Below are 12552 nucleotides of genomic sequence, written 5' to 3'. Positions count from 1 at the left end.
GCCGGAACTGAAAAGGAGGCGCTATGCCCGACCTGCTGCTGACCGGCGCGAGCGGTTTTCTCGGCGGTCATCTCTATGCAAAGGCCCAAACCCGCTGGCGGGTCACCGCTACCAGCCACCGTCATCCCCTCCCCGGCACCCTTGCTCTCGATCTTGGTGATGTCGATGCCTGCCTATCCCTGGTCCGGTCATTGCGGCCGCGGGTCATCCTGCACGCCGCAGCCAAGGCCAACCTGGATGTCTGCGAGCGCGATCCCGCAGCGGCCCGGGCGATCAATACCACGGCCGTCGCCCATCTCCTCGATGCAGCCGCTGAGGTGGGCGCGCGTCTGATCCTGGTCTCGAGTGATATGGTTTTCGACGGCCGCCAAGGCCTCTATACGGAAGCTGCAGCGGTTCATCCCCTTTCGGTTTACGGGGAAACCAAGGCCGCCGCCGAGGCGCTGGTGCTTCAGGCCGGCGGAAATCACCTGGTCGCCCGCGCCGCGCTGATCTACGGGCGTCCCCGCCTCCTCGGCACCTCGTTCTCCGAATGGATCGAGCGGCGACTCCGCATCGGAGAGCCGGTACCCCTTTATACCGATCAGTTCCGCTCCCCCATCTGGGTTGAGAACCTCGCGGACGCCTTGCTCGAATTGGCGGAATCGGAGATCACCGGTCTGCTGCATCTCGGTGGCGCAAACCGCATCGACCGCTACCGCTTTGCACAGCAGCTCTGTCGTGTGACCCGATACGACAGCTCGCTGTTGCAGCCCACCTCGATGCAAGGGGCGGTCAGCGACGCCCCGCGTCCGGTAGATGTCTCCCTGGATAGCAGCAAGGCCGCCGCCCTGCTACATACGCTTCTGCTCGATACGCAGACGGGACTGGAGCGTATGGTCAGAGGCGATGGCAGATCTTGAGCCATTTCAGCTTCCATACCATGCCGACCGCCTCGTAGATGATCTTTTTGGACATCTTGGAAGCGCCCGCAGCGCGGTCGACGAAGACGATGGGGATTTCCTGGATGCGGAAGCCATGAACCCAGGCACGGAAATTCATCTCGATCTGGAAAGAATAGCCGTCGGAGCGGACGCGGTCCAGATCGATGTGCTCGAGAACCTCGCGCCGGAAACATTTAAATCCGGCGGTGCAGTCGCGCAGAGGCAGGCCGGTGATGATCCGCGTATAATAGCTGGCGAACATACTCAGCAGCAGTCGCCGCAGCGGCCAGTTGACGACATTGACTCCGGTGATATACCGGGAACCGATGACGATATCGGCTTCGTCACTGGCCTCGAGGAGGCGTTTCAGGTCCCGCGGGTCGTGTGAAAAATCGGCATCCATTTCGATCACCCGGTCAAAGTCGTGCGCCAGCGCGAACCGGAAGCCAGCCACATAGGCCGTGCCAAGGCCCATCTTCCGTTCCCTGCTTAACAGATGGAGTCTCGGCTCACGTTCCATCATCGCCGCCACCAGCGCCCCTGTGCCATCGGGTGAGCCATCATCGACGATCAGGATCTCGATTCCGGGGATCTCCTGGGCCAGGATGGCCTGGATGATCGCCTCGATATTCTGCTTTTCATTATAGGTGGGAATGATCACGAGGCTCTTCAAGATCGGCTCCTTCGGATTCAATCAACCGCGCTCAGCAGCTGTTTCAGTTTTACCAGCCCCCCCTTCGCATCGCTCAGCTCCAATCCCAACTCGCGCAGCGCCTTCTCGACAATCAATCCCGACCGCATCGGTCGCGGTGCCTCCTGGTTCAATTCGGCTGTGGTGATCGGTGCGATCAGGCGGTCGTCAAGATCGAAGACGGCCGCGATCTTGAGGGCGAAGGTGAACCGGTCGATGATCTCCGTCCCGGCGATGTGATAGAATCCCTGCGCCTCGCATTCGACCATACGCCATATACCTTCTGCCAATTCGTCGGCGAAAGTGGTATTGCCGAATTGGTCGGTGACGATCCGCACCGGGCGGCCCTGTCGCAGGGAATCGATCATCCAGGAGACAAAATCGGGCTTGACCCGGCGCGCATGGCCGTAGAGGACCATGGTCCGGGCCACGGCAAAGGGGATTTCCGAGCCATGCAGGATGTTTTCAGCCGCCAGCTTGGACTTGCCGTAATAGCCGATCGGATGCGGCAAGTCCTCTTCGCGGTAAGGGCCGTGCTGGCCGTCAAAGATGTAATCGGTGGAGACATGTGCCAGACGGCAATGGTATTTACGGCAAGCGATGGCCAGGTTTTCCACACCCGTGACATTGGCGCGCCAGCAGAGTTCCCGCTCCACCTCAGCGCGGTTGACGTTGGTGTAGGCGGCCGCATTGAGAATCCAATCGGGGACGAAGGTGCGGACGCAGGCCTCCACCTCCTTGCGCGCTCCGAGATCCAGCCGCTGGTACCGCTCCGGCGGCAGGGCAACCGGCTCTTCGCCCAGATCGATGCCCATGATCTCGGCCTGGGTTGGCGCCAGATGAATCAGCCGCTGTCCGAGCAGGCCGTTGCAGCCCGTGATCAAAATCCGCATACGGGCCTCACAGAACGCAGCCATTCTTGCGGAATTGCACCAGCTTTTCGCGAATCTGCGGATCGCGGCCGGCGAGCAGTTCGGCTACAAAGATCGCCGCATTGGCGGCGCCGGCTTTGCCGATCGCCATCGTCGCGACGGGCACCCCCTTGGGCATCTGCACCATGGAGTAGAGCGCATCGACACCGGTCAGGGCCGATCCCGAGAGGGGAACGCCGATGACCGGCAGCAGGGTATGGCTGGCGACGACCCCCGCAAGGTGGGCCGCCATCCCGGCGCCGGCAATGATCGCACAATAGCCATTGGCTTCAGCGGATTTGGCGAACTCGGCGGTCGCATCCGGCGTCCGGTGCGCAGAGAGTATTCTGGTCTCCCAGGCGATGCCGAAATGGTCCAGGAAGGCATGGGCTGCGGCCATAACCTCCTGATCGGATTCCGAACCCATCATGATCGCTACCTTGTACATGTTCTCCTCACTGCAAGATTCTAGGACTCCACCGGCTGTGCCGGCCCGGATTGAACCCTCCCCTGGTCCTCGCGCCGCAAGGCGAAGATAATGCCGCCGGGAATGCTCGCCAGAATGCCCACCACGTAAGCAATAAACTCAAATGCGACGATCTTAGCCGCGGGGATCCCGAGAGGGCTGAAGAGGGCAACTGCGCTTTGCTCGCGTACGCCCAGTCCGCCCAGCGAGATCGGCAGGCTTGCGACCAGTGCCACCACCGGGATGAATAGAAAGAAAAAATTGACCCGGACATCGACGCCGAGGCTGCGGGCGGCGTAAAAGTGGGTCAGGATCCGCAGGGTCTGCACCAACAGGGAGAGGCCCAGAAGGTTCAGGAGCAGCAGTTTCTGGCGGCGGAAGCCATGCAGGCTGTAGTAGAAGGATTTGACCCGGACGTGCAGGGAGGCTGGCAGCAGCAGCCGGAAGATCCCGGAAAACTTTTTGGCGAAGGGCTCATAAAAAAGAAAGGCGAGAGCCAGCAGCCAGGCGCCAAAGATGAAAAGCACCGACTCCAGCGCCGAGGCGTGGACCATCTCGCGGGCGGCGAGAAAAATCGCGACCAGCGCCAGCGTCGACATCGCAAAAAAGCCGATGAAACGGTCAAAAAAGACCGTCGACAAGGCCTCCCGCGTATCGCCCGAGATCCGCCGGATATCGAAGACCCGGAAGGCATCCCCACCGACATTACCGATGAGGAAATTATTGAAAAACAATCCCACATGGTAGTACGCCAGGATGCGCATGAAGGGCAACCGGATCTGCCGGCTCACTAGCAGCAGATGCCACTGCAGCGCGCCAAGCACGTTGCTCACAACGAAAAACCCGAGGGCCAACGCGAGGCTGCCCCAGCGCGCCTCCCCGAACTGGGCCCGGATCGGAGCCCAGCCGATGCCCCGCAACAGCAGGAAGACCAGGATGACGCTGACGCCCACCTTGAGCAGGCTGGCTGCCAGGGGGCGCCAGCCTTGCTCCCGGGGTTTCTTTTTCACAACCGGCACGTGCGCTACCGCTACCGTCCGCCCGCGATCTGAGCCCGCTCCTGCTCGAGGCGCGATTCGGCTTCCTTGTCGTCGGGATGACGCTTCACCCAGTCCGCAAGCAGCTCCGCCGCCCGCTGGTGGTTACCGGCACGGCTCAGACTGGCCACCAGATAGCCATAGACCATGGCGTTGTCGGGCTGTTCCTTGATGACCACTTCCGCTCGACGGATCAGCTCATCGGTCTTGCCCGCCAGGTCGTACAGTTGGCCTATTCGCATCGAGAGCCGGTAATCAGGCACCGGGATTACGGTTTCGGGGATGACCTTTTCCATCCGGTCAAGGCACTCGATCACCTTGGGATTGTTCTGCTGGGTAAGGTATTCCTGGGCGAGTCGCAAAAAGCCGGCCCGGTAATTCTGCAGCAGCCCGATGACGTTGTCATCGTAGGTGACGCTCTTGTCATCGAGTCCGCGATACTTGAAGACCTCAAAAAGATTCTTGTGCAAGCGTTCGCGCGCCAACACCTCGCCATTCATGGGCACCAGCTTGAAGACCAGCCCATCCATGCGCAGGTAGGGATCGAGATTGACTTTGTTGTCATCAGAAACCGTGACCGCAAAGGTGATCGGCTTCTTCCACTGATTGGCATAAATGATGTTCAGGATCATGAAATCCTGCACCCGCAGCGCTCGGCCGAAAACCGTGGGCTGGACGTTAACCTCAAGTTCCTTGAGCGGTTCCGCAGCGGCCTGAGAGGCAATATTAACCTCACCCAGAACTTCGTTGCGGGCGTATTCAGGCACGGGGATTTTCAGCTTCTGCGCCTCCCAGGGAATCAGCTGCAGCTGTTCGATCTGGCTGTCGGTCAGGCTGATGGGCACCTTCGGCTCCTGGTTCTTGAGCTGTTTGATGTACCAATCGGTGTTGAGAAGGCTCAGGTTGACCACCCGCACATCGGGACGAATGTTATAGACAAACTGCAGGAACCAGAGTGGGAAGGTATCGTTATCGCCGTTGGTGAAGAGAATGCTGTTTTTCTCGCAGGATTGCAGAATATTATAGGAGTAATCATAGGCGACGTAATTGCCACTGCGGTCATGGTCATGAAAATTGAAGCTGAGCAGATTGACCGGCAGGGCCAGCACCAGCAGCACGGCAGCCGCGGCGCTGAGCGCCATGTAGAGGGTGCTTTTTCGCTTTTCGCTGCCCGGTTGGGTGATCAGATAGTAGCGTCCCTTGATCCACTCAAAAATCGCCGAAGCCCCGATGCCGATCCACAGGGCGAAGGCGAAAAAGGAGCCAACGAAAACGTAATCCCGTTCGCGCGGCTGCGGGTTCTCCTGGTTGAGATAGAGGACAATGGCTACGCCGGTGGCGAGGAAGAGCAGCATGATGGAGGTGGCGTGATGCCAATCCTTGCGAAAGTGGTAGAACATGCCGATGAGCCCGACAAGGAAGGGCAGCATGTAGAGTCCGCGCGTTGTAAAGTTCTCGGCAATGAAACCGTCCTGACCGCGGGTATTCCCCTTGCCGATGAACTGCCAGGCAAAATAACGCAGATACATCTTTTTGATCTGGTAATCCCAGAGGAATCCCATTTGCTTCGACCACTGCCAGGTCTTGTAGTTTTCGCCGGGATGCTCCTGATTGAACTGCCACTCCATCGGCAATCCGGGGAAACGGCGGGGAAAGGTGCCCCAGTCGCCATACTGCTCGCGATTGAGATAGCGCACCATGCCGGCGGCGGTTTCGGGATCATTCTCGTCAATGACCGGATCGAGACCCGAGCGAATCATAATCATGGTATAGGTGGAGTAGCCGAGGAGAACGAGGAACATGCCCGTGAGCACCAGGCTGGCCAACCGCTGGCGGTTGGCTATGGCATACCACGCGGCTCCAAGAATGAGGATGTAAAGGAGCAGCACCGCCCACAAGCCGAGGTTGCCGGCAAGATCCGGGATGTATTTAACGATTCCTGGATAGATGCCGAAAAAGATGACGGCGGTGATACCGAGAAAGATCAGAAGCTTGGAGAGCTGCGACTTTTTGCCATTTTTGCGCAGCCAATGGAAGTAGACGATCAGGGCAATGGCGGGCACCGCCAGAACCGCGAGCAGATGGACGCCCAAGGAGAGGCCGATCAGGTAGGCGATGAGGAGCAAATACCGTTCGGCACCGGCTTCGTCGGCTTTTTCAAGCCACACCAGAGCGACATAGACGACCGCGGCGGTCAGCGCGAGCGAGAAAGCATAAACCTCCGCTTCCACGCCGTTGAACCAGATGGCGTCGGTGAAGGCAAAGGCCAGGGCGCCGAGGAGACCGGAAGCGATGAGAATGAAGCCATCAGCTCCATCCTTGGGCTCGCCCCGCCACTGTTTGATCAGACGGACGATAATCAGATAGGTCAGCAGGATAGTTGCGGCGGTGGCCAGAGAGGACATCAGATTGACGCGCAGGCCGATATCCGCCGTCCAGGGTAGCATGCTCGCCAAACGGCCGAGGAGGAGATAAAACGGCGCGCCGGGGGGATGCGGCACCGCCAGCAGGTAGGAGCAGGCGATGAACTCGCCGCAATCCCAGAATGAGACCGTTGGGGCGATGGTCCGCAGATAGACCGCAAGGGAGATCAGGAAAGCGGCGGCAGCGGCGATGCGGTGATAGAGCTTGAATTTAGGCATGACGCGACTCCATTTGGTTAGCTCCTGCAACTGAAAACTCGAATCAGAGGATATGCTCAGAGCATCCCCCAGCCGGCCCGCCCCGTGACCGGTAGAGACGCTCCATGATCTCAACCGCCTGCCTGGCGGAATGATCCCAGGTGAAGCTGCCCGCCCAGACGCGGGCAGCGGCGCCCATCTTTTCGCGCAAGGGGGCCTCCTGCAGCAGCCGGATCAGATCCGCGGCCAGCTGCTCCACCTCCCCATAGGGATAGAGCAGTCCAGTCTCCCCTGCGCGCACAGAATCGCGCAGCCCCGGCGAATCAGCGGCTACCACCGGCACCCCGCAGGCGTTGGCTTCGATTACGGTCAAGCCCCATCCCTCCTTGGGGGAGGGATTGACGGCCACCCAGCTGCGCTGCAGCCACTGCACCTTCTCCTCATGGCTGACCTTGCCGGTGAACTGGACCGCCTCCCCCAAGCCGAGCTCTGCCGTCAGCGCCTCCAGCGCCGCGCGATGATCGCCGTCGCCGACGACTACCAGCTTCGCCTGTGGCACGGCCTGACGCACCCGGGGCAGGGCCTGCAGCAGATGTTCAACACTCTTGTACCGTTTCAGCCGCCCGAGATGGCAGATCAGGGGCGTGGCGCTCTTGCTGCCACCGGCGTGGTAACGCACCGGATCGACGGCATTGGGAAGCAGATCGATGGACGCCCGGATCCCCAGCCGCAGCAATTCCTGCCGGGTGCTCTCGGAGACCACGGCAAAGGAGGTGTGGCGATAGAGCCGCACCGCCAACCGTTCGGCCAGCCAGACGTAGGCAGCTGGGAAAAATGAGGTCTCAATGAAAATGCTCTTGCCAAAAAGATGGTGAACGATGGTGAGCAAGGGCTCCCGGACAAAGCAGGGGGAGTAAAAGGGTATCTTGTTCAAATCATCGATCACGATATCGTAAACCTGCTCCCGGCGCAGACGCCGATAGGCGGCTGGAACCGCATAATTGAAGAGCAGACGCGAACCGCTGCGGATGATCCGGATGCCGTCCAGGATCTCCTCGCGGGGCGCTCCCGGAAAGGTGGAGCAAAGCAAGGTCACCTGGTGGCCCATGGCAGCGACGCGGCTGAAAATTTCGTGACAATGCACTTCCGCACCCCCCGAGAAGGGATTGCGGATGTCCTGCCAATTGATCACCAGGATCCTCATGCCGCTCACCGCGCCGTTCCAGCCGGCTTGCGGCCGATTGCGCCGATATCCATCACTGTCAACAGATGCCAGGCGCGGCGTTTGAGGGCGCGGCGCAAGACGGCGCGGACCCGCCCCGCCAGGGGCAGCGACGGCGGATAAAGCGGCAGGCGCAGGTGCACCTTTTTCAACGCCTCGCGTGAGGCGCGATAGAGAAAGCTGGGCCGCATCCAGTCGCCATAAAATTCGATCCGCTCGAAACCGGTATCCGCGAAAAGCCGGCCGAGCTGGGTGCGGCTGAACTCGGTCTCCCACCCTGCAAACCAGCGGTTGCAGCGGATGAGCAGGTGCTTCACCAGGGTATACAAATGATAGCGCTGCGGCACATCCGCCAGCGCCGCGCCGCCGGGACGCAGGACGCGCAGATTTTCTGCGAGAATCCCTTGCGGGCAAGTAAAATGCTCCAGCAGCCCCTGATGGAAGACCAGATCGAGTGCGCCGCTGCGGAAGGGCAGATGAAAGGCGTCACCGCGCACGAGATGGACCGGGGCGGCGGTGTTCTGCGCCAGATTTTGCATAACCCGCAGGGCCGGGGCCGAATAATCGAGCATGATAACCCGGGCACCCCGACCGGCCAGAGAAAAACTGTCACGCCCCGAACCCGCGCCAACCTCGAGCACCCAGCGGCCGGCGGGATCACCAAGGCGCAGCAACTGATCGATCACACGGCCGGAGTTGGAGTAGACCTCGCCGATCTCCTCTCGGTCGCTCCAGAACTGGTCCCAGACTTCACGCCGATGCTGTGCGGTCTTCTGCACTCTGACTCCCGGCCTTATCGGCAGCACCACCCGTTTCGCTGCCGGCGGCCTCGGATCCGGCTTTGGCCTTGTCCTTGTTCACCTCATCGATGTAATTGAGTTTGAGCTCACTGATGACATGGGCGACGAATTTGGCCTCGTCCTCGCCGAGGTTGCCGGCGGTCTTTGCCTGGAGCATATCCAACATATCGATGGAGAGCCGCGCCTGCTCCATGTTGCGCTCGATCGCGTCGGTCATGGGATTTTTGAGCTTGCCCATTTGCTGCATTGCCGCCGATTGGAACATCATAACCAGATTGAAGAAAAGTGCGGCATGGTGTTTATTCTGTTCGTCCATATCTGCGCCTCACTGTGACGGGTTAATCCTGGAAGGGCCTGCGCAGGGGTTCATCCCACCCAGGCCAGCCCGAAACGTTCCTGATAATTTCTCAAAAAGTAGTGCCGGGTGCCAAGACACTCCTCGCTGAGCAACTGCGGATCCTCCGCCACCAGGCGGAAGGCTTCGTCCCGCGCGCGATGCAGCAGCTGTACATCCCGGCTCGGATCGGCCAGCCGCAACTCCGGCAGCCCGTGCTGCCGCGTGCCGAAAAACTCGCCCGGCCCACGCAGTTGGAGATCCACCTCAGCGATCCTGAAACCGTCCGTGGTGGAGACCAGGGTATTCAGCCGGGTGCGCGCTTCTTCGGTCACCGCGCCGTAGCTGATGAGGATGCAATATGACTGCCGGGATCCTCGGCCGACACGGCCGCGCAGCTGGTGCAACTGCGTCAATCCGAAGCGCTCGGCATGCTCGATGACCATGATCGAGGCGTTGGGCACGTCGACACCGACCTCGATGACCGTTGTGCTGACCAGGATCTGGATCTCATGGCGTTTGAAGGCCGTCATGGTCTGCTCCTTCTCGGCCGGTTTCATGCGGCCATGCAGCAGACCGAGGCGAAACTCCTTGAAAAAGGTTTCGCACATCACCTTGTAACTCGCAACCGCAGCCTTGAGATCCGACTTTTCCGATTCCTCGACAAGGGGGAATACGATATAGGCCTGTGCCCCATCGGCGACCTTGTTCCGTAAAAAATGGTAGACCTTGCTGCGCCTCTGCTCCTCCCGCCAGAAGGTCCGGACCGGCTTGCGGTTGGCCGGCAGTTCGTCAATGACCGAGACATCGAGGTCGCCATAGACTGTCATTGTCAGGGTGCGCGGGATCGGTGTGGCGGTCATCACCAGCACATCGGGATTAAGCCCCTTGTCGCGTAGGGTGGCCCGTTGCATCACGCCGAAACGGTGCTGCTCGTCGATCACCGCCAGACCGAGCTGTTGAAAATCAACCCCCTCCTGGATCAGGGCGTGGGTGCCGACGATGATCCGCGCCTGGCCGGTGGCAATCCGCTCGAGGATCTGCTCGCGCTCGCTGCGGCCCTGCCCGCCGACCAGCAACACCACCTCGACGCCCAGGCTCTCGAGCAGGGCATGAAGGGTGAGGTAATGTTGCTCGGCTAGGATCTCGGTCGGCGCCATCAACGCCGCCTGGTAGCCGTTCTCCACCGCGATCAGCATGGCGATCAGGGCGACCACCGTCTTGCCCGATCCCACATCCCCTTGCAGCAGCCGGTTCATCGGCCTCGCGCTCTTCATATCCGCGCGGATCTGGCGCAGCACCCGTTTTTGCGCACCGGTCAGCTCGAAGGGGAGCGACGCCACCAGACGACGTGTGAGTTCACCCACGGCCTCAAAGCGGATGCCGCCGGTGCTCTCCTGCTGATGATGGCGGCGCAGGGCCACCAGCAATTCCATGAAAAAGAGCTCATCGAATTTGAGCCGCATTTGCGCCGCCTGCAGGCTGGCGTAATCGGCCGGAAAATGAATCGCCGCAAGCGCCTGGCGCAGCGACATCATTCCCAGCCGCCCGACCAGGGTCTCGGGAATGCTCTCCCGGATCTGCTCCCCGTACGCTTTCAGGACCCCATGGATGATGCGGCGGAAGCCGCGACTGTCGAATCCCGCCTCCCCCAGAGACTCATTGGAGGGGTAGAGCGGGATGATCTTGCCGGTATGCACCAGCTCACCTTCGCCGCTCATCCCGAGCCGGTCAAACTCGGGATGGGTCATCTGCAGACCTTTGAAAAAGCCCACCTTGCCGCTCAGGGCAAGCCACTCGCCCGGCTTGAACATCTTGTACCACCAGGTGAGCCGCGAGAACCAGATGCAATGCAGAAATCCGGTGCCGTCGCCCACGAGCAGCACGAAGCGGCTGCGCCGCCCCTTCTGCACAGTGAACTGCATCACCTTGGCCACGACGGTGACCTCCTGGTCCGGTTTGAGCCGGTTGATCGGTGTCACCGTCGAGCGGTCGAGGTACCGGCGCGGAAAGTAGTACAGGAGATCACCAATCGTATAGACGCCGGCGTTTTGCAGCGCGGTCACCCGCTTGGGACCGATTCCGGCGGCGCGGTCGACCGGCCACTCCAGGGCGGTTTTCGCGGGCATATTCACCATGGAACCTTCAGACGGGTTGCGGGTGGGTTACTTGTAGAGCACGGTGTATTCGAAAGAACTCTCCTGATCCGCCGCGACCCGGAGCTGGAACTCCGCCTTGGACGCTTCCTGGAGGACAACCGTCGGGGTCTTGCCGATAAAGCTCCAGTCGCCGGAAAAATGCTCAATCACATTGATCGTGACCGCTTCGCTCTTGTGGTTGCGCAGCTTGATCTGCACCGTCTCCTGGCGTGAAGTGCGCGAAACCTCGCGCACATCCTTGACCACGCGCTCGCCGACGATGTCAAAGGCGTTGCCAAGGCGGAGGCGCACCTTCTCATCCTTGGGGGTATGGTTGAGGCGATCCTCACCAATGAACTCCTGGGCGCCATCAACGTCCTGCTTGTAAACGCGCACCTTGCCCTTGGGCAGCGGCATGCCTAGACCATTGGCCTGGCTGTTCTTGAACTCCAGGGAGACCCGCACCTTGCTCCCGTCCATCGCGCCGTCATAGGAATAAAGCTTGGTCACACTGGCCTGGGCGGCGGAGAAGAGCGATAACTGTTTGATTTGCTTGTCCCTTAGGGTGGCCGGCCGTTGCAGGGTGTAAAGATGGTATTCGAAAAGGGCCTTTTCCTCGAACTGGGAATCCATGGCCATCGCCGCTTCCGCCCGATAGAGTGCGCGCACCGGTTTTTCCTCCCCGACGCGGTTGACATCTCCGGCGATCAGCTTGATCCGGGCGTTGGCGAAAGTGGCGCCCGACTGGTTGTCGATCGAAACCCAGCCGTTCAACTGAGCGGAACTCTCGCCGGCATTCAGAACCGCCACATATTCAGCGTGCCAGCTCAGTCCTCCGGTCAGATAGCTGATCTCCGCTTCGTGGTCCCCCGCCTTGGCGCATTCCAGCTGCCAGACCAGGGTCGGCCGTGTGCGCAACCCCTCGGGCAGCGAGGGAAATTCGATGCTCTGCAATTTTGCTGCCTTGAGCGCCTGGACCTTGCCGTCTGGATCGAGGAGGACCACGTCGCCATCCTGTGCACTCATCAGGGTTCCGCTGTGCACCGCGCCGTTCTCGGCGGTCACGATGACCTGCTCATCAATATACTTTTGCAGCAGCCGCTCGGTTCCCACCAAATCGAATTCATAGTCCTGTTCGAGCAGGGTTATGCCGGCGGCGCTATCAACAGCGCGAAAATGAACCGAGGTGGCGTCAATCTGCGCGGCGACTCCACTGAAGGCATAATCCTGCACCCCCTTGACCAGCTTGAGCGTTCGCGTTTCGCGGATCAGTGCCAGATCCTCGTTGTACACGGTAACCGCAATTTTAGGTTCTGCCGCGACAGCCAGCAGGGGAAGCAGGACGAGCAAAGAGACCAGCCAAAGATGATGTTCCATAGATACCTCCTGTGCACAAAAAGCCGGATCGG

11 protein-coding genes are annotated in these 12552 nt (G+C 60.5%); 1 reads left to right on the top strand and 10 read right to left on the bottom strand.

Going from position 1 to position 12552, the window contains the following annotated elements; genetic code table 11:
• Positions 1-23 precede the first annotated feature (23 nt).
• Entirely contained in the window at positions 24-902 is an 879-nt protein-coding gene (locus tag PLH32_13910; GenBank protein ID HQJ65703.1) for an SDR family oxidoreductase, read from the top strand.
• On the opposite strand, the gene PLH32_13905 is transcribed toward PLH32_13910, so the two are convergent.
• The 10 genes from PLH32_13905 to PLH32_13860 are packed head-to-tail and all read right to left on the bottom strand — an operon-like array spanning position 880 to position 12520.
• On the bottom strand, positions 880-1596 hold the full coding sequence (locus tag PLH32_13905) for a polyprenol monophosphomannose synthase (GenBank protein HQJ65702.1): 717 nt from the start codon (positions 1594-1596) through the stop codon (positions 880-882). The two genes, PLH32_13910 and PLH32_13905, sit on opposite strands and share 23 nt — an antisense overlap.
• A gap of 17 nt (positions 1597-1613) precedes the next feature.
• Positions 1614-2507, bottom strand: a complete 894-nt coding sequence (locus PLH32_13900; GenBank protein HQJ65701.1) for an NAD(P)-dependent oxidoreductase — start codon at positions 2505-2507, stop codon at positions 1614-1616.
• Between the two features lie 7 nt (positions 2508-2514).
• Positions 2515-2973 carry a 5-(carboxyamino)imidazole ribonucleotide mutase gene (gene purE / locus PLH32_13895; GenBank protein ID HQJ65700.1) on the bottom strand — a complete coding sequence of 153 codons (459 nt, stop codon included), beginning with the start codon at positions 2971-2973 and terminating at the stop codon, positions 2515-2517.
• Between the two features lie 20 nt (positions 2974-2993).
• On the bottom strand, positions 2994-4001 hold the full coding sequence (locus tag PLH32_13890) for a lysylphosphatidylglycerol synthase transmembrane domain-containing protein (protein HQJ65699.1): 1008 nt from the start codon (positions 3999-4001) through the stop codon (positions 2994-2996).
• Positions 4002-4021: 20 nt separating this feature from the next.
• Positions 4022-6670: a DUF2723 domain-containing protein gene (locus tag PLH32_13885; GenBank protein HQJ65698.1), complete on the bottom strand. Its 2649-nt coding sequence runs from the start codon at positions 6668-6670 to the stop codon at positions 4022-4024.
• Between the two features lie 43 nt (positions 6671-6713).
• A complete protein-coding gene (locus tag PLH32_13880) occupies positions 6714-7853 on the bottom strand; it encodes a glycosyltransferase family 4 protein (protein ID HQJ65697.1) in 1140 nt (379 codons plus the stop codon).
• A gap of 5 nt (positions 7854-7858) precedes the next feature.
• Complete coding sequence (locus PLH32_13875; protein HQJ65696.1) at positions 7859-8650, bottom strand: class I SAM-dependent methyltransferase; 792 nt, start codon at positions 8648-8650, stop codon at positions 7859-7861.
• On the bottom strand, positions 8622-8987 hold the full coding sequence (locus PLH32_13870; GenBank protein ID HQJ65695.1) for a DUF1844 domain-containing protein: 366 nt from the start codon (positions 8985-8987) through the stop codon (positions 8622-8624). The genes PLH32_13875 and PLH32_13870 overlap by 29 nt, the downstream gene beginning before the upstream one ends.
• Positions 8988-9037: 50 nt before the next feature.
• Positions 9038-11143, bottom strand: coding sequence for an ATP-dependent DNA helicase RecG (gene recG, locus PLH32_13865; GenBank protein ID HQJ65694.1), 2106 nt, complete (start codon positions 11141-11143; stop codon positions 9038-9040).
• Positions 11144-11170: 27 nt separating this feature from the next.
• On the bottom strand, positions 11171-12520 hold the full coding sequence (locus tag PLH32_13860; protein HQJ65693.1) for a hypothetical protein: 1350 nt from the start codon (positions 12518-12520) through the stop codon (positions 11171-11173).
• Positions 12521-12552: the final 32 nt, after the last annotated feature.

Source organism: bacterium (assembly GCA_035419245.1).
Taxonomy (GTDB): domain Bacteria; phylum Zhuqueibacterota; class Zhuqueibacteria; order Residuimicrobiales; family Residuimicrobiaceae; genus JAKPUX01.
The sequence above is the reverse complement of the archived record's forward strand: the minus strand, read 5'-3'. Positions and strand labels throughout refer to the sequence as shown.

Coding starts and splice junctions, on each gene's coding strand:
- PLH32_13885 (HQJ65698.1), bottom strand. CDS start 6,670: ATGCCTAAATTCAAGCTCTATCACCGCATCGCCGCTGCCGCCGCTTTC.
- PLH32_13910 (HQJ65703.1), top strand. CDS start 24: ATGCCCGACCTGCTGCTGACCGGCGCGAGCGGTTTTCTCGGCGGTCAT.
- PLH32_13880 (HQJ65697.1), bottom strand. CDS start 7,853: ATGAGGATCCTGGTGATCAATTGGCAGGACATCCGCAATCCCTTCTCG.
- recG (HQJ65694.1), bottom strand. CDS start 11,143: ATGGTGAATATGCCCGCGAAAACCGCCCTGGAGTGGCCGGTCGACCGC.
- PLH32_13900 (HQJ65701.1), bottom strand. CDS start 2,507: ATGCGGATTTTGATCACGGGCTGCAACGGCCTGCTCGGACAGCGGCTG.
- PLH32_13870 (HQJ65695.1), bottom strand. CDS start 8,987: ATGGACGAACAGAATAAACACCATGCCGCACTTTTCTTCAATCTGGTT.
- purE (HQJ65700.1), bottom strand. CDS start 2,973: ATGTACAAGGTAGCGATCATGATGGGTTCGGAATCCGATCAGGAGGTT.
- PLH32_13860 (HQJ65693.1), bottom strand. CDS start 12,520: ATGGAACATCATCTTTGGCTGGTCTCTTTGCTCGTCCTGCTTCCCCTG.